We start from the raw sequence: 15,513 nt of genomic DNA on the forward strand, positions 1-15,513 counted from the left end.
AAGTCTGACAGACCAACACACAGGCAATCCCCCACGGGGCAAAAACTCACTGCCGGGCCACTGGGGAAAACATTCAGTTACGAACGGTCGTCTTGAATTTATTCATATCCGGAGTAGGCTGGATTTATACCTGTATCGGAGGCAGTCATGCATCTAGTCGCCCAAAATCCTGAGCCCGACATCACCAGCGGCGATGCAGGTCGTGTTGCCCTGACCTTTTTCTTCAGCCTGATGGAGCACTGGGGTTGCACCAAGGATCAACAGTGCACCCTGCTCGGCGCCATTGGTAATACCACCTACTTCAAATACAAAAAACTGCCGAACGTGCGCTTGCCCCACGACACTCTGGAACGCATTTCGTACTTGATGGGCGTACACAAAGCTCTGCGCATCCTGTTCAGCAACAAGCCTGAGCGGGCCTACGAATGGGTACACAAACCCAACACCGCAGCGCCCTTTAATGGCCAGAGCGCCCTGGGCTACATGCTCGCCGGTCAGGTGGTCGATCTGGCAGACGTGCGTCGTTATCTGGATGGAGTACGCGGCTGATGCCAGATGCAGTGCTGCCTGAATGGATCAAGGCTTACCGCATCATCAATAGCGCCTTCCCGCCCATCTCGGTATTTGAAGACACCCTGGATCCAGCAGATCTTGAAATCGCCTTCGCCCTCGAAAGCCTGACCAATGACCGCCTGCGTGACCAGGCAGGCGTGCTGCAACGGGTAACGCCAGAAGACCGTCTGTGCGGCGAAGGCTCGACGCCGATAATGGCCGCCTTTACCCATATTGGCCGGGCCAGTCGTTTTACCGATGGCACTTATGGTGTGTACTACTGTGCCAACAGCCTCGAGGCCGCCATTGCTGAGACCTGCTTTCATCAGGAACAATTCTGGCGGGCCACCCGGGAAGCCAGTATTGAAATCACCCTGCGCACCTATATCAATCGCGTGGTAAAGCCGATGATCGATATACGTGGCGTTGCCCGACTGCACGATCCTTCACCTGCCCGATATGGCCTGCCCCAGGCCTTCGCCCAGCCATTGCGGGCAGATGGCGCCTGGGGCCTGCTGTACAACAGCGTGCGCCTGACCGGCCACGAATGCGTGGCTGCGTTTCGCCCTCCAGCACTTTCACTACCGGTTCAGGGCCAGCATTTGAGATATGTATGGGATGACAAGGCGCAGGCGATTACCTGGGTCCTGCAGCTCAGCGAAGTGCCAAGATAAGGCCAGGGATTCCGGCGAACGGGTCACCTGATCGATTTCTTCAGGCCAGCCTTTGAAGTCCCTGGACTTCAGGCTGTGAACCGCAGGGAAAACCGTGCTTTGCACAAGCCCATGCTCGGCGTGACCAGCGCGTGGCAGGTTTTGCCAGCAACCTTCAGAGGGTGTATTGCTTGAACAGTTCCTCTTTGATGATCAACAGCGCATCTTCGTAGTAGCGCTCGCCGCGAGCCTCACTGAGCAATACCGAGCGCACACTGCCCTCGCCTTCGGCAGGCGTGTGTTCGCAGGTCAGGTAGAACTCGGCGGTTTCAGGTTTGAATTCCAGGTAGTAGAACAACTCGCGACCTTCGCGGTGCCAGTAGCCGATTTCTCTGCGCATAGGGGTTCCTTGGTTAGCCAGATGAAAAGCCCCTCACCCTAACGCGCTGCGGCAGGGAAAAGGGACTTGATTGGGGGACGCTAAAGTTTGTTTGCTGGTTGCGGCCTGTGCCCTCTCCCTCCTGGAGAGGGCTGCAAACCCGCAATCCTTTCCAGCGCCACTTTTAAAGCCTGGACACTGGCAGCCGCCGTCAGGCTGATGCGCACCGCATGGCCAGCGCTGGACTTCACCGCAAATACATCCGCCGGCACCACCTCAACGCCAACGGCGCGACACGCCTCGGCGCCGTCTTCCACAGTCACCCAGATATGCGGTGATGGCGTGTCTGTCTGATACATCGCAGCCCCCAAAAACTTTTTTGCCAGGCGCCAGCGCCGGCTCACTTCCAGGGTTTGCCACTCCAGCCGCGCTTGTGCTGTGCCATCACTGATCCATTGGCAGGCGATGGCCTGGCACAGCGGCGATACCCCCCAGTGCGCCGACTGCGCATAGGGATCAATACGCGCCAGCAGCTGTGGGTTAGCCACAATCCAGCCCAGGCGCACTCCCGCCGCAACGGTCTTGGACAAACTGGTGACCAGCACTGCGAGCTCGGGCAAAAAGCGGTACAACGGCGGGCTGTCGGTCAGCGCACCATAGACATCGTCTTCAATCACCTGCACACCATGGCGTCGGGCAATATCGGCAATCGCCAGCCTGCGCTCAACGCTCATCACCGCCGAAGTCGGGTTTTGCAGGGTCGGGGTCAGTATGGCAACCCGCGCACCCGTGGCGCGGATCATCCGGTCAAAGTCCTGCGCCAGGATCCCTTCCCGATCCATCGCGACGCCATGCATGGGCAAACGCAACTGTGCGCAAGCAGCCTTGATTCCCGGTGCAGTAAAGGCTTCAACCAGTACCGCATCGCCCGCCTGGCATAACGACAGCAGCACCGTAAACAGCCCTTGCTGGGCGCCGGTGCAGAGCATGATGTTGTCCACGCTCAAGTCCAGCCCGCGGCCCTTGAGCCAGGTCGCGCCCTGTGCCCGTGCCTGCAACAGATCCGCAGCGCTCAAATAACCCTGCAAGCGGATCGCCTGGTTACTGTCGAGCAACCAGGACAAGGCCAACCCATCCTCTTCACCAAGATGGTCAATGGCGGGCAGGTTGGTTCGCAGGTCGATACGGGGTGTCTGCTCATCGGCGTGTTGCAGCCTGAACAGCGTCGCCTCCTGGCTGCTGGCCAGTACATAGGTACCACGCCCTACCTCACCCGAAACCAGATGCCGCCTGGCCGCCTCGCGATAAGCCTGCATCGTGGTACTGGGGTTCCAGCCCAGCGCCCAGGCCAGACGCCGCTGGGGTGGCAAACGTGCACCGGCTTGCAGTTCGCCGCAGGCGATGGCCCGGGTGATTGCATCGACCAGTGCAAGATAGCGCGGCTGGTCTGTGTCATTGAGGGTTGGCATCCACATTTATTGTTGGCCATGCAATATAAGGGTCGGCCCATACAATGCGTCGTGCCTAGAATCGAGTCAAATCCCTCGATGACGGTGTGCCATGTTTGATTTGAATGCCCTTCGCCTTGCAGCCCATACCGTGCACCAGACCCTGGCGCCCACACCGCAACTGGCCTGGCCTTTGCTGACCGAACGCATGGGTTGCACGGTATGGGTCAAGCATGAAAACCACACGCCCACCGGTGCCTTCAAAGTGCGCGGCGGCCTGTTATATGTGCAGGGGTTGCTGGCCCGCGAACCGGGCACCAAAGGCCTGGTCACAGCCACACGCGGCAATCACGGCCAGAGCCTCGCACTGGCAGCGCGCAGCGTAGGCCTTCCAATCCGGATCGTGGTGCCGGAAGGCAACTCGGTGGAAAAGAATGCCGCCATGCGTGCCCTCGGCGCTACCGTGATTGAATGCGGCAAGGATTTTGACGAGGCCCGCACCCATGCGGCGGTGCTGGCGCACACTTATAAATTGCACCTGGTCCCCGCCTTCCATCCCGACCTGATTCGCGGCGTGGCCACTTATGCGCTGGAGTTGCTAGAAGCAGTGGAAGAACTGGACACAGTGTATGTCCCCATCGGCATGGGCTCGGGCATTTGCGGGCTGATCCAGGCGCGCGACTTGCTGGGCCTGAAGACCGAGATTGTCGGTGTGGTGTCTGCGCACGCCGATGCTTATGCGCAAAGTGTCGAGCAGGGCCGTGTGGTCTGCACCGAGTCGGCCCACACGTTTGCTGACGGGCTGGCTTGTCGCCAACCGCTGCCCGAGGCGCTGGAAATTATTGCCAAGGGCGCGGCGCGGGTGATTCGGGTGTCCGACCAGCAGATCGCCCATGCGATTCGGGTCTACCATGAAACCACCCATAACACCGCTGAAGGCGCAGGCGCCGCCGCGCTGGCCGGCCTGATCAGCGAGCGCTCAAGGCAAAAAGGGCGCCGGGTTGCACTGATCCTGAGCGGCGCCAACATTGACCGCCTGCTGTATGCCGCCATTCTGGCCAACAGCGCTGACGCATAACCTAAAGGAGTGTGTATGCAGTACCTGATTCGCCGCGCCACACCGGGCGATGCCCAGGCCATCAGCAAGGTGGTGATTGCCGCCTTGCGCGAATCCAATGCCCGGGACTATTCCCCCGAGGTGATCGCCCGGATCGGGCAGAACTTCTGCCCGGCCGAGATTCTGAAGTTGATGCAGCAGCGCCAGATGTACGTGGCCGTACACGAACACCATGTAGTGGGAACTGCCAGCCTGGATCACGCGGTGGTGCGCAGTGTGTTCGTCAATCCGGGCCATCAGGGCCGAGGCATAGGCCAGCAATTGATGGCACGCATCAAGGAGGCGGCCATTGTTGCGCAGATTCAGGAGCTGCGGGTACCCTCCTCGCTTACGGCCGAGTCCTTCTACGCGCAACTGGGCTTTGCGAAAGTACGCGACGAGTTCCATGGGGACGAGCGCACCGTGATCATGGCCCTGCGTCTGGACGACTAAATCCCGGGGCAGCTATGCTGAGCCTGATGACTTCTTCTGCGTCGCTGCGCTCAACCTGCCCACCCGGCGCCTGCATCTGCGAGCGGGAGCAACTGTTGGCGACACCTGGCACCGACCTGCGCATCCTCAACCTCACGCGTCAGGCCGAGAAAGTGCTGATCGAGCGGCTGGAAAACCTGAAAAGCTTCGACGATCTTGAACATATGCAGCGCCGCATGCACGAGCAACTGGGCATTGAAGTACTGATCGACCCCGGCGTCACAGAAGTGCGTACCATGCGAGGCATTGCGATACACCTCGCCGAGCAACCGGGCCTGTGCCGAAAAACCCGACAGGCAATCCCGGCCGCCATCCGCCGGGCGCTGGAGAAACGACCTGAAATTGCCTGGAAACTGCTGGATGGTCACGGCTTGTTTAGCGACCCCTGAATCGGCTCTGAACAAGGGCTTTAACCCCGGAAAAGGTCATATTTTGCGGCATATGAACAAATTCGCTTGCCATAACCCGAATCTCTGCCCTATAAGCGCGTCTTTTAAATTAACTGAGTCATACCAATGAGTGCCGGATTCACCGAGGACGACATGCGCAGAGCGCTCGGCCTTGATCTGCCTGCTGCCCCGGTTCAACCTGAAGTTGAACCGGCTCCTGCCAAAACCATCCCTGCTCCGAAAAAAGCTGCGGCACCTGCCAAAGCGCCATCACCTGTGCCGAAAAAGCGCAGCGGGCCTGTCCTGCGCGTCACCATGCGGGTGACCAAGGTGTTTGACGGCGATGAAAGCCTGTTTGTCCATGACTCCAAGGATTTGAGCCGATTCAACGCCGAGCAAGAGGCGAAAAAAGCCCTGGCCAAGGCTGGCTTTAAATACTTTGAACTCGAGTCTATTGTTTCGGTGGACTGAGTCTGCCGCAGACCGCCCGTTTTGCCGCCACACCAAGGAGCCCGAACATGCAATCGCAACCCCTGAACGCCAGCGACTTTGACGTGATCGAAAACACGCTGCTCAAATACGGCGACGATCACTCCGTGCTCAACCCTTCGGAGCTCGACGGTTATTTCACCGCACTGGTTTCAAGCCCGACTCAGGTGGATATCGCCGACTGGTTCCCGGCAATCTGGGGCGGTCAGAACCCGGCCTGGGAAAACCCTGAGGAAGCCAAACAGTTCATCGAACTGAGCGTTCGCCATATCAATACCCTGGCCCGGCAACTGGCTGAGGACAGCAGCGCATTTATTCCGCGTTTCGAGCAGACCGAACATCTGGGCCAGGATGTAACCCTGGCGGAAGAATGGTGTTTTGGTTACACCCGTGCGGTGGCCATCAGCAACTGGCCAGCACTTCCGGCGCCGCAAGCACGCTTGCTCCAGGCCATCGCCGACTGCGCCGAGCAGGACAACTTCGAACTGCCCGACGACCTCGACGTTGCCGCCCACCAGCAAAGCGTTGCCGCCATTGCCCCTGCGGCCCGGGCGCTGCATGACTTCTGGTTGAGCCAGCGCTGAGCTCGGCGAAGCTGATTTTGATTTTGTAGCAGCTGCCGAAGGCTGCGTCCGGCGGCGAAGCCGCCGTAAAATCAGCCACCGCGATTATCCAGATAAACCTTGCACTGCGCATTTACGATCGCTTCGCAATCGGACGCAGCCTTCGGCAGCTGCTACGAATTGTGCTGCGGCACACTATAGAAACCATCCCCATGACCACCCTCAGCCATTACGATTCCCCGGTCAGCGAACCGATCAACAGCCAGATCCTGCAGCTCGTGGTCGATCACCTGAGCGATATCAGTGCGATGGAAATCGCCCCGAGCAATCTGCTGTACAGCATTTATCAGTACGCCATCGGCTTTGAAGTGCATCTGTACCTGCAGGCACTCGACGGCACCAAAGGCATTGCGGTCGAGCTGATTGTCGCCACCGATGCCCAGGACCCGGAAAAAGTAACGGGCTTCGCCTTGTACCTGCCTTTCAAGGACGACCCCCAGGCCTGCGGCATTGCCTATATGGCCGAGCTGGCCAGCCACCGCCATCTGGGGGTGACCCGTTCGATGCTCGAGGAAGTCGTGCGCCGCTACCCTCACACCGAGCTGACTTGCAGTGTGACCAAGGTTGCGGAATTCGAGGCAATGGGGCTGCAAGTCATCGGTACCCGCGGCCCGCAAGTGCTGATGAACACCCGTGACCATAGCAGCGACGGCCTGATGGCCGTGCTCGACGTCGCCGCGATCTACCAGTCCACCGAAGTGCGCCAGATCCATACCTACCTGCTGCAACGCAACGGCAAAAAGGCCATGCTCGACGCCGAGAAGAAACGTGATCGCCAGATCGATCAACTGACCGCCCGGGCCAAAGCCTTTGTGGCCCTGGCAAAAGACTAAAGGGGCGAAATAACGCATCATGGTTGCACTCCGTTAAGAGGGAACCCGTATGCGCGCTCACTTCACCCTGCCCCGTCTCGGCGCCTTGACATTGAGTCTGGTGTTCAGCGCTGGCGCCGTGGCCAGCGAAGAATCGCAACTGATCGACTCGATCAATGCTTACCGCAGCCAGATTCAATTGTGCGCAGGGCAGGCCTCGCAAGAGTTGCCGCCACTGTCGGCCGACACCCGCCTGGTGCTGCCGGCCAGCAGTTTTGGCGATTTGCAGCAAGCCCTGGCACAGGCGGCATACCCGATGGTCAACGTACAGGCGATCAACCTGTCAGGCCCCCGTGACGCCCAGGCCGCCATGAAAGCCGTGCAGGAAAGCTTTTGCCGCGTGGTGCTGGACCCGCAATTTGTCGATATCGGCGTCAGCCACGACCAGCGTGACTGGCGCATCGTTCTGGCCCGTCCGCTGCTGGCGGCACGCCTGGGAGACTGGCAGGCCGAAGGCCAGAAAGTCCTCGAGATGCTCAACAGCGCCCGTAACCAACCCCGCCAATGCGGCACCCAGGCCTTCGGCCCTGCCGCGCCCCTGACCTGGAACACCACCCTGGCTAGCGCTGCCGAGAGTCATTCACGGGACATGGCCAACAATAACTACTTCGATCACAAGGGCCGCGATGGCAGCACCCCGGGGGATCGCGCTGAACTGGCGGGCTATATCGCGCAGCAGATCGGTGAAAATATCGCCGCCGGGCAGGACACCACGCGCAAGCTGGTCGACGGCTGGCTGGCCAGCCCTGGTCATTGCGCCAACGTGATGAATCCGGGGTTTCGCGAGCTGGGCGCAGCCTACGCGGTAGACCCAAAAAGTGATGCAGGGATTTACTGGACGGCCCTGTTCGGGACGCAGTGAGGTATTGCGAAGGGGTTGAGCGAGGCGGTAACGCGAGATAAAGCAGCCCCACCCGAGCAGCGTCGGGTGGGGCCGTTTTTTTACAGCGCCATGTCAGCCGCTGGGTTGCTTGGAGCAGGCTTTGCCGGCTCCGTAGCAGGCGTTGCAGTGTGAGTTGCCGCCGGGATCGCCGGTGGTGGAGTCAATTGCAGGACTTCAGCCGTGTAGGCCCACTCTTGGGCAACGCGATCAGGATCGCCGTTCAGCTTGGTGCCATAGCTCGGCACGATCTGGTGCAGCTTCGCTTGCCACTCCGGTGTTGCAACCTTGTCCTTGAACACGGTTTCAAGCACGGTCAGCATGATCGGTGCAGCCGTGGAGGCACCCGGGGATGCGCCCAGCAGACCGGCGATGCTGCCATCTTTGGCGCTGACAATCTCGGTACCGAGTTTCAGCACGCCGCCCTTCTCTTCGTCACGCTTGATGATCTGCACGCGCTGACCGGCCTGCCACAGGCGCCAGTCTTCGGACTTGGCGTTCGGGAAGTACTCTTTCAACGCATTGAAGCGGTCTTCGTCCGACAGCATCAGCTGACCGGCCAGGTATTCAACCAGTGGGTACTGTTCGATACCCACTTTGGTCATTGGCCAGATGTTGTGCGGGGTGGTGCTGGTCAGCAGGTCGAAGTACGAACCTTCTTTCAGGAACTTGGTCGAGAAAGTCGCGAACGGGCCAAACAGGATAACGCGCTTGCCATCCAGCACGCGGGTGTCCAGGTGCGGAACCGACATCGGTGGCGCACCAACCGAAGCCTTGCCGTAGGCCTTGGCCAGATGCTGCTCGGCAACAGTCGGGTTATCGGTTACCAGGAACGAGCCGCCAACCGGGAAGCCTGCGTATTCCTTGGCTTCAGGAATGCCGGACTTCTGCAGCAGGTGCAGGGCACCGCCGCCAGCGCCGATAAAGACGAACTTGGCGTCAGTTTCGGTTTTGCTGCCATCTTTCAGGTTTTTGTACACCACGCGCCACGAACCATCTTCATTGCGCTTGATGTCTTCAACTTCGCTCGACAGTTTCAGCGAGAAGTTAGGCTTGGTTTGCAGGTAAGCCGCGAACTGGCGTGTGATTTCGCCGAAATTCACGTCAGTACCGATCGGAGACCAGGTGGCCGCGACTTTCTGGTTGGGATCGCGCCCTTCCATCATCAGCGGAACCCACTTCTTGATCTGCACTGGATCTTCGGAGTACTGCATGCCCGCGAACAGAGGGCTGGCCTGCAGGGCTTCATAGCGCTTTTTCAAGAACTTGATGTTGTCATCGCCCCACACAAAACTCATGTGCGGCGTGGAGTTGATAAACGAGCGCGGATCTTTCAGTACGCCGTTCTTGACCTGCCACGACCAGAACTGACGCGATACCTGGAAAGCCTCATTGATTTCAATGGCCTTCGGGATTTCAACGTTGCCGTTCTTGTCTTCCGGCGTGTAGTTCAGCTCAGCCAGGGCGGAGTGACCGGTACCTGCGTTGTTCCAGCCGTTGGAGCTTTCCAGGGCAACGCCATCGAGACGTTCAATCATCTCCATGGACATGCCGGGTTCTAGCTCGTTGAGCCATACACCCAGAGTAGCGCTCATGATGCCGCCGCCGATCAGCAGTACATCCACGTGTTTAGGTTCTGCCGCATGCACGGAGGTAATCCCCATGGTCAGCGCCAGGCCCAGTAGCCCCTTGTTCATTTTTTTTAACATGTTGTAGTACCTAAGATAAAACGCCATCTGCCCGGCACTCGGTGCCTGAATTTGCCTGACCCACTACAGACGGTCACCTGCAATCGAGCCAGCTTCAAGCCCCGAACGGGCAGACATATAAGGCCTGTGCACGTTACAGACCTCACTTCATGTACCTTGGGCGCTGATCTCTTGTTGGTCTTGGCTTCAGCTACTTGGGTAACATTTTGGGTACAGCGGATGTGACTCCCTTGATGTCCGGCCTGCTCGCGGCTCCTTCCGGGGAACCTGCGTGGGCATGACGCTCCAGGGCGGCCAGCCGACTTACCGCGACATTCTACCTCAGGTGGCACTCTGGGCGAAGCAGCAGTAGCCAAGCCCCGCGCTCAGGTATAATCGTGTCTTTGCCCCGCCTATCAACAGGATTCACCCATGTCTTTAAGCAAACGCACCCAGGCACAGATCGAACGTCGCCTGATCACCTCCCTGACCGAGGCCTGTGAAACGGCCAAATCACAGATCCCGGGGTTTGCCTGGTTGACCCATGTTGTTGACTACGAGGCCTTCCCGGCCAGCCTGAAGGTGGTCTGGGTGTTCGATACGCAAGCCAGCAAAGACTTCGCCCTGGCCGATGGCGAGGCGCGCTATATGGGTGAACTGACGGCCCAGGCGCTGGCGGATGCCGGCGTAAAGGTGCGTAACGGCTCGGCCCATGTATTCTTCGATTCAGAAGAAGAGTGCCAGCGCAGTTGTGGCGGCAACTGGCCCAAGCGCCTGGCGCAAAAACAGACCGGACGCAGTTGAACCGTGGCAAAAGACATTGAAAACCCGTGCATTGCAGTTTGCCAGTTAAGTGGTGAGCTATGCGTGAGCTGCGGTCGAACCCGGGAAGATATCCGCAAGTGGCGGGGCATGAAGCGCCCGGAAAAAATGGCCGCCGTGCAGCGCGCCAGCGCTCGGCTCAAGAGCCTGCGCAAGAAGAACGGCTAAGCCCGCTACGCCAGATACTTGCCGAACCAGCCCAGGGTCCTGTTCCAGGCCAGAGTAGCCGCGGTTTCATCGTAGCGAGGCGTCGAGTCGTTATGAAAGCCGTGATTCACTCCCGGGTAGATATGCGCTTCATGGACTTTACCGTTGCGGTTCAACGCCTGCTCAAAAGCTGGCCAGCCGTCATTGATCCGTGTATCCAGCCCGGCGTAGTGCAGCATCAACGGTGCCTGGATACGGGCGACCTCGTCTGCACCGGGCTGGCGCCCGTAAAACGACACTGCAGCTCCCAGCTCCGGGTAGGCCACTGCCGCCGCATTGGCCACCCCGCCGCCATAGCAGAACCCGGTAATCCCAACTTTGCCGGTACTGGCATCATGCTGCATCAACCACTCCACCGCCGCGAAGAAGTCATTCATCAGCCTGGCAGGGTCGACTTTTTGCTGCAACGCCAGGCCTTGCTCATCATTGCCGGGATATCCGCCCACTGACGTCAGGCCATCGGGTGCCAGAGCGATATATCCCGCCTTGCCCAGGCGCCGGGCAACATCTTCTATGTAAGGATTCAGCCCGCGGTTCTCATGCACCACCACCACGGCCGGCAGCTTGCCCGCTGCCTTGGCTGGCCGCACCAGATAACCGCGCACCTGGCCGTTGCCCCTGGGCGATGGGTACATGATGTACTCGGCAATGATATCCGGGTCGGTAAAGGAGACCTGCTCGGCGAGTGCGTAGTCTGGGCTCAACGCCGTCAGCACCGATAACGCAGTGGTGCCCAGGGCGAATACAGCAGCACGGTCAAGAAACTCGCGACGGTTGATCTTGCCGTGGGCGTAGTAGTCATAAAGCTCAAGTAATTCAGGGGCAAAGTCTTTCGCTGTCAGACGCGTCATCTTGGCGTTTCCTTGGGCCGGTAGCGCTTAACCATAGAGCAATTTGTAGCTAAATGCGTCTCAGACCTTTTACCTTGTGCTGTGGGATACCATACCGGCCATGCCTGAAACCTGTCAGGCCAGAACCATTAACTGAAGGGGTATCAAACGGTGAGAATTGCACTTGTGCTGTTGTTGAGCGCGTTTTCCATGCTGGCCCAGGCCGCGAATATCGGTGAGCGCCTGACGTCATGGACCCTGAACGACCAGCATGACCAACCCTACACCCTGGACGAAAAAACCCAGGTGCTGCTGGTAGCGCGCAATATGGACGGTTCCAAGCTGGTCAAGGCTGCGCTGGAAAACCAGGCCAAGGGCTACCTGGAAGCACGCAATGTGGTGTTTCTCGCCGATGTGCAGCGCATGCCCTCGCTGATCGGCAAATTTATCGCCATCCCGGCCATGCGTGACTACAGCTACCGTGTTGTGCTTGACCGCGACGGGACTGTTGCCGCCCAGTACCCCGGTGCCGAAGACAAGGTACTGTGGCTGCAACTGGAGAGTGGCAAACTAATGTCGCAGCAAGAGTTTTCCAGCGCCGACGAATTGCGTGCGGCACTGGAAAAACTGCCGGTGCAATAATCGCGTGTAAGGGATCTGGCTAGCACTTATCGCATCGGCGGCAAACCATAAGCCGCCAGATCAAAGTCGGCCAGCTGGCGGATGATCAGGTCGGCATGCGTGTACTTGCTGTCGGCCATGGCTACATCAGGTACGGCAATCGCAGTCATGTTGGCGGCTTTGGCAGCCGTTACCCCGAAAGGCGAATCTTCGAATACCAGGCAGTGCTCGGGCGCAACACCCAGGCGCCGTGCCGCCGTCAGGAAGATATCCGGTGCAGGCTTGGCTGCCCCCACTTCAGGGTCGTCAGCGGTGACAATGGTGTCGAACAGCTCAAACCACTCACCATGCAAGGTGGTTTTGTGGGCAAAGGAATGTTGCGATGAACTGGTGCCCACGGCAATTGGCACCTTGTGGGCCTTGAGATGGCGCACCAGCGCCTCGGCACCCGGCATGCCCGTGGCTTTGGGGAAGCGTTCTTTTAGCAACGGCTCGCGGACAACCAGAAATTCCTGCGCGGTGATCGGCAATTCCAGCGCCTTGACCAGAAATTCTGCCAGGTCCAGGGCGCCACGGCCGATGATGTGCTGCTTGATGCTCCAGTCATAGGTGCGACCGTAGCGTTCGGCGATGATCTGCGTGACTTCGGTGTAAATACCCTCAGTATCCAGCAATAACCCGTCCATATCGAAAATCACGGCCTTGATCGGGCCGACAGCAGCACGCGGTGTAGTCATCACAACAAATCCGTTGGCAGGAAGGATTCAGCACCATAACACCGGGAGAAGCACAATGTGCTGCAGACATCGTCAATCATCAACTCTCAGCTGGTGATCAGCATCCGTGATCACGGCATCACCATATACGATTGGCACACTGCGCTGCAGGGGTTGAAAGTGGGCTTATTGCCCCACTCATAAATCCAATACTAGGAGGCACGCATGCCCCAGTCCCTGCCAACCCTGTGCGGTTCGATCATGGGCTCGCCCTTTTCTCTCTCTGCGAAAATCCACAATGCGGCCTACGCGGCCCTGGGCCTGGACTACACCTTCGTCTGCTTCGGCATCGAGGACCCGGTGGCGGGCGTCGCGGCCATCCGCGCATTGGGTGTGCGCGGCATGAACGTGTCCATGCCCTACAAAACCGTCGTGATGGAGCATCTGGACGCGATCGATGAGTCCGCACTGGTAATTGGCGCGGTCAACACCATCAATAACATCGACGGCGTTCTCACCGGCTACAACACCGACTACCTGGGTGCAGTACGCGCCCTGCAGGAAGTCTGCGAGCTCAATAACCAGCGTGTTGCCGTGATCGGCGCCGGTGGCGCAGCGCGGGCCGTGGTCTTTGGCTGCCTGCAAGCGGCAGCCCGGGTCACGGTGTTCAACCGCAGCAGTGAGCGTGGCCAGGCGCTGGCCGCAGATCTGGGTGCACGCTGGGGCGGCAGTGTCGAGGCCTTCGCAGCCCGGGATTTCGACATCGTGATCAATGCCACCAGCGTGGGCTTCAGGCAGCCCGACAGCAACCCGCTGGACGGGCTGCTGGCCAGCCATCTGATCGTCATGGATGTAGCCTTTATGCCCGTGCGTACCGCCTTGCTTCTGCAAGCCGCCGCGCTGGGCTGCCGCACCGTGTCCGGCACACGCATGCTGGTGCAGCAGGCCTGCCGGCAAATCGAGTTGTACACCGGCATGGAGGCCCCCATCGACATCATGGAGCAGGCCATGCTCGACGAAATCCAGAGGTTGAAATTGTAAGAAATCCTGCTGCCTATCGATAACAAGATGCCGTAAAGGCGCCTACCAGAAGGTACCAACATGACTCACGATCATGCTTCATCTGATATTGAATTGGTCCCCGAAAGCCCGGAACACAAAAAAGACCTCCACCGCGCTGCCTGGGCCTGCTCCCTGGGCAGTGCGCTGGAATACTACGACTTTGCCCTCTACACCCTGGCAGCGGCGCTGATTTTCGGGCCGCTGTTCTTTCCTGAACAAACCCGCACCATGAGCCTGATTGCCAGCTTCGGCACCTACTTCCTGGGCTTCGCGATAAGGCCATTGGGTGGTGTGCTGTTCGGCATGATCGGTGACCGCGTGGGACGCAAGTTCGTGCTCACCTCCACGGTGTTGCTGATGGGTATTTCCAGCACCCTGATCGGTGCCCTGCCCACGTTTGATCAAGTCGGCTACCTGGCCCCGGTGCTGCTGGTGGTGCTGCGTTTGCTCCAGGGCCTCGGTGCAGGTGCCGAACAGGCCGGCGCGGCAGTGATGATGACCGAGTATGCACCCCCGGGTCGACGCGGTTTTTACGCTGCCCTGCCCTTCCTTGGCATTCAACTGGGCACCATCCTTGCCGCTCTGGTGTACTTCATGGTTATCAGCAGCAGTGACAACGTGCTCGAAAGCGGGTTGTGGCGCATACCGTTCTTCAGCAGCGTGGTGATCGTCGCCCTGGGCCTTTACATGCGCCTGTCGCTCAAGGAGTCGCCGACCTTTATCCGCCTCAAGGCCCTCAAGCGCGTCTGCGACAATCCGCTAAAAAGTGCGATGAAACACTCAAAACCGACGCTGCTGCTGGGCATTGGCCTACGCCTGGGAGAAAACGGCGGGTCTTCGATTTATCAGGCCCTGGCGGTGAGTTACATCGTTGGTGTGGTCGGCCTGCAAGGGCCGGTGGGCGTGCTCACCTTGATCTGCGCCGCCAGCCTGGGTGCTCTGACCGTGCCGATTGCCGGTAAACTCAGCGACCGTTTTGGCCGTGTAGTGGTGTACCGGGCCTTTGCGCTGCTGCAACTGGCACTGGCGTTCCCGGTATGGTGGATACTGAGCCAGGGCAATGTGATCGCGAGCATTATTGCTATCTCTATCGCGCTGGGCATCGGCACCTGGGGCATGTTCGGCACCCAGGCGGCGCTGATGCCTGAACTGTTCGGCTCGCGCCACCGCTATATGGGCGTATCCATTGCCCGGGAAGCCTCGGCGGTGATTGCTGGCGGTATTGCGCCCTTGATTGGCGCCGGGCTGATCGCTCTGGTCGTGGCCAGTCACGATGGCGATGCCAGCGCCGGTATCGGCGCCTGGTTGCCGATTGCCTGCTACCTGTCGCTGCTGACGCTGATCACCCTGTACACCACCTTCAAGACCCCGGAAACCCTCAACCGAGATCTGGACGAGCCCCGTGATGCCTGGGAAATGCTGCCTGCTCACAACGCTCCGCAGATGACGCCACAGCCGGTGGTGCAACCGACGCCACGCTGATGCTGCGTGCTGCAACCTGACTCATGCAAAGAGCCTGCTGACTGCAGGCTTTTTTGCGCCAGCACGATGCTGCTCTACTCGTAATCATAATCGGTCACCAGAAATACCACCGCGACTGACGCAACGCTAAGAAAGGTCTGACTGTATTGATTCGGGATAAAAGTAGAATCTCAGGCAAGGAGTGAATCGCCCTCACAGTGACAGGAGTCAGG

19 protein-coding genes are annotated in these 15,513 nt (G+C 59.4%); 14 read left to right on the forward strand and 5 right to left on the reverse strand.

Features of this window, described 5'->3' with window-relative positions; all coding sequences use genetic code 11:
- Nucleotides 1-147: 147 nt before the first annotated feature.
- Nucleotides 148-549: an MbcA/ParS/Xre antitoxin family protein gene (locus EQV96_RS02565; RefSeq protein WP_095000440.1), complete on the forward strand. Its 402-nt coding sequence runs from the start codon at nt 148-150 to the stop codon at nt 547-549.
- Nucleotides 549-1,226 carry an RES family NAD+ phosphorylase gene (locus EQV96_RS02570; protein WP_240881222.1) on the forward strand — a complete coding sequence of 226 codons (678 nt, stop codon included), beginning with the start codon at nt 549-551 and terminating at the stop codon, nt 1,224-1,226. The genes EQV96_RS02565 and EQV96_RS02570 overlap by 1 nt, the downstream gene beginning before the upstream one ends.
- A gap of 154 nt (nt 1,227-1,380) precedes the next feature.
- Here the strand turns inward: EQV96_RS02570 and EQV96_RS02575 are convergent, their stop codons facing one another.
- Both EQV96_RS02575 and EQV96_RS02580 read right to left on the reverse strand, forming a co-directional pair.
- A complete protein-coding gene (locus tag EQV96_RS02575) occupies nt 1,381-1,605 on the reverse strand; it encodes a hypothetical protein (RefSeq protein ID WP_095000442.1) in 225 nt (74 codons plus the stop codon).
- Nucleotides 1,606-1,685: 80 nt separating this feature from the next.
- Nucleotides 1,686-3,059, reverse strand: a complete 1,374-nt coding sequence (locus tag EQV96_RS02580; protein WP_095023560.1) for a PLP-dependent aminotransferase family protein — start codon at nt 3,057-3,059, stop codon at nt 1,686-1,688.
- Between the two features lie 85 nt (nt 3,060-3,144).
- Here EQV96_RS02580 and EQV96_RS02585 point away from each other — a divergent pair, with 85 nt between their 5' ends.
- From EQV96_RS02585 to EQV96_RS02615, 7 genes are all read left to right on the forward strand, one after another.
- Nucleotides 3,145-4,110 carry a threonine dehydratase gene (locus EQV96_RS02585; RefSeq protein WP_095000444.1) on the forward strand — a complete coding sequence of 322 codons (966 nt, stop codon included), beginning with the start codon at nt 3,145-3,147 and terminating at the stop codon, nt 4,108-4,110.
- 15 nt (nt 4,111-4,125) lie between these two features.
- Nucleotides 4,126-4,581 carry a GNAT family N-acetyltransferase gene (locus EQV96_RS02590; RefSeq protein ID WP_095023559.1) on the forward strand — a complete coding sequence of 152 codons (456 nt, stop codon included), beginning with the start codon at nt 4,126-4,128 and terminating at the stop codon, nt 4,579-4,581.
- A gap of 26 nt (nt 4,582-4,607) precedes the next feature.
- Nucleotides 4,608-5,009: a hypothetical protein gene (locus EQV96_RS02595; RefSeq protein ID WP_240881223.1), complete on the forward strand. Its 402-nt coding sequence runs from the start codon at nt 4,608-4,610 to the stop codon at nt 5,007-5,009.
- Nucleotides 5,010-5,135: 126 nt separating this feature from the next.
- Nucleotides 5,136-5,480: a hypothetical protein gene (locus EQV96_RS02600; protein ID WP_095000446.1), complete on the forward strand. Its 345-nt coding sequence runs from the start codon at nt 5,136-5,138 to the stop codon at nt 5,478-5,480.
- Between the two features lie 47 nt (nt 5,481-5,527).
- Nucleotides 5,528-6,082, forward strand: a complete 555-nt coding sequence (locus EQV96_RS02605) for a UPF0149 family protein (RefSeq protein ID WP_095023558.1) — start codon at nt 5,528-5,530, stop codon at nt 6,080-6,082.
- A 191-nt stretch (nt 6,083-6,273) separates the two neighbouring features.
- Nucleotides 6,274-6,954 (forward strand): GNAT family N-acetyltransferase, encoded by a 681-nt coding sequence (locus EQV96_RS02610; protein WP_095023557.1) that lies wholly within the window; start codon nt 6,274-6,276, stop codon nt 6,952-6,954.
- Nucleotides 6,955-7,003: 49 nt separating this feature from the next.
- A complete protein-coding gene (locus EQV96_RS02615; RefSeq protein WP_095000449.1) occupies nt 7,004-7,855 on the forward strand; it encodes a CAP domain-containing protein in 852 nt (283 codons plus the stop codon).
- 80 nt (nt 7,856-7,935) lie between these two features.
- On the opposite strand, the gene mqo is transcribed toward EQV96_RS02615, so the two are convergent.
- Complete coding sequence (mqo, locus tag EQV96_RS02620; protein ID WP_095000450.1) at nt 7,936-9,582, reverse strand: malate dehydrogenase (quinone); 1,647 nt, start codon at nt 9,580-9,582, stop codon at nt 7,936-7,938.
- A gap of 411 nt (nt 9,583-9,993) precedes the next feature.
- On the opposite strand from mqo, the gene EQV96_RS02625 reads away from it, so the two are divergent.
- Nucleotides 9,994-10,365, forward strand: coding sequence for a hypothetical protein (locus tag EQV96_RS02625; RefSeq protein ID WP_095000451.1), 372 nt, complete (start codon nt 9,994-9,996; stop codon nt 10,363-10,365).
- A gap of 3 nt (nt 10,366-10,368) precedes the next feature.
- Nucleotides 10,369-10,551, forward strand: coding sequence for a DUF1289 domain-containing protein (locus tag EQV96_RS02630; protein ID WP_095018063.1), 183 nt, complete (start codon nt 10,369-10,371; stop codon nt 10,549-10,551).
- A 5-nt stretch (nt 10,552-10,556) separates the two neighbouring features.
- Here the strand turns inward: EQV96_RS02630 and yghX are convergent, their stop codons facing one another.
- Nucleotides 10,557-11,441: a YghX family hydrolase gene (gene yghX, locus EQV96_RS02635; protein WP_218722919.1), complete on the reverse strand. Its 885-nt coding sequence runs from the start codon at nt 11,439-11,441 to the stop codon at nt 10,557-10,559.
- A gap of 150 nt (nt 11,442-11,591) precedes the next feature.
- On the opposite strand from yghX, the gene EQV96_RS02640 reads away from it, so the two are divergent.
- Nucleotides 11,592-12,062 (forward strand): FAD/FMN-containing dehydrogenase, encoded by a 471-nt coding sequence (locus EQV96_RS02640; protein WP_240881224.1) that lies wholly within the window; start codon nt 11,592-11,594, stop codon nt 12,060-12,062.
- 26 nt (nt 12,063-12,088) lie between these two features.
- Here EQV96_RS02640 and EQV96_RS02645 read toward each other — a convergent pair whose 3' ends face one another.
- Nucleotides 12,089-12,778 (reverse strand): HAD-IA family hydrolase, encoded by a 690-nt coding sequence (locus tag EQV96_RS02645; protein ID WP_095000455.1) that lies wholly within the window; start codon nt 12,776-12,778, stop codon nt 12,089-12,091.
- 204 nt (nt 12,779-12,982) lie between these two features.
- On the opposite strand from EQV96_RS02645, the gene aroE reads away from it, so the two are divergent.
- Together aroE and EQV96_RS02655 are read left to right on the forward strand one after the other, a co-directional pair.
- Nucleotides 12,983-13,798, forward strand: a complete 816-nt coding sequence (aroE, locus tag EQV96_RS02650) for a shikimate dehydrogenase (protein WP_095031643.1) — start codon at nt 12,983-12,985, stop codon at nt 13,796-13,798.
- 60 nt (nt 13,799-13,858) lie between these two features.
- The gene (locus EQV96_RS02655) at nt 13,859-15,301 is read left to right on the forward strand and encodes an MFS transporter (RefSeq protein WP_095000457.1); all 1,443 of its coding nucleotides are present in this window, start codon (nt 13,859-13,861) and stop codon (nt 15,299-15,301) included.
- Nucleotides 15,302-15,513: the final 212 nt, after the last annotated feature.

This window comes from Pseudomonas sp. TMW22080 (assembly GCF_022496745.1).
Taxonomy (GTDB): Bacteria; Pseudomonadota; Gammaproteobacteria; order Pseudomonadales; family Pseudomonadaceae; genus Aquipseudomonas; species Aquipseudomonas bubulae.

Coding starts and splice junctions, on each gene's coding strand:
- EQV96_RS02565 (WP_095000440.1), top strand. CDS start 148: ATGCATCTAGTCGCCCAAAATCCTGAGCCCGACATCACCAGCGGCGAT.
- EQV96_RS02570 (WP_240881222.1), top strand. CDS start 549: ATGCCAGATGCAGTGCTGCCTGAATGGATCAAGGCTTACCGCATCATC.
- EQV96_RS02575 (WP_095000442.1), bottom strand. CDS start 1,605: ATGCGCAGAGAAATCGGCTACTGGCACCGCGAAGGTCGCGAGTTGTTC.
- EQV96_RS02580 (WP_095023560.1), bottom strand. CDS start 3,059: ATGTGGATGCCAACCCTCAATGACACAGACCAGCCGCGCTATCTTGCA.
- EQV96_RS02585 (WP_095000444.1), top strand. CDS start 3,145: ATGTTTGATTTGAATGCCCTTCGCCTTGCAGCCCATACCGTGCACCAG.
- EQV96_RS02590 (WP_095023559.1), top strand. CDS start 4,126: ATGCAGTACCTGATTCGCCGCGCCACACCGGGCGATGCCCAGGCCATC.
- EQV96_RS02595 (WP_240881223.1), top strand. CDS start 4,608: ATGACTTCTTCTGCGTCGCTGCGCTCAACCTGCCCACCCGGCGCCTGC.
- EQV96_RS02600 (WP_095000446.1), top strand. CDS start 5,136: ATGAGTGCCGGATTCACCGAGGACGACATGCGCAGAGCGCTCGGCCTT.
- EQV96_RS02605 (WP_095023558.1), top strand. CDS start 5,528: ATGCAATCGCAACCCCTGAACGCCAGCGACTTTGACGTGATCGAAAAC.
- EQV96_RS02610 (WP_095023557.1), top strand. CDS start 6,274: ATGACCACCCTCAGCCATTACGATTCCCCGGTCAGCGAACCGATCAAC.
- EQV96_RS02615 (WP_095000449.1), top strand. CDS start 7,004: ATGCGCGCTCACTTCACCCTGCCCCGTCTCGGCGCCTTGACATTGAGT.
- mqo (WP_095000450.1), bottom strand. CDS start 9,582: ATGTTAAAAAAAATGAACAAGGGGCTACTGGGCCTGGCGCTGACCATG.
- EQV96_RS02625 (WP_095000451.1), top strand. CDS start 9,994: ATGTCTTTAAGCAAACGCACCCAGGCACAGATCGAACGTCGCCTGATC.
- yghX (WP_218722919.1), bottom strand. CDS start 11,441: ATGACGCGTCTGACAGCGAAAGACTTTGCCCCTGAATTACTTGAGCTT.
- EQV96_RS02645 (WP_095000455.1), bottom strand. CDS start 12,778: ATGACTACACCGCGTGCTGCTGTCGGCCCGATCAAGGCCGTGATTTTC.
- aroE (WP_095031643.1), top strand. CDS start 12,983: ATGCCCCAGTCCCTGCCAACCCTGTGCGGTTCGATCATGGGCTCGCCC.
- EQV96_RS02655 (WP_095000457.1), top strand. CDS start 13,859: ATGACTCACGATCATGCTTCATCTGATATTGAATTGGTCCCCGAAAGC.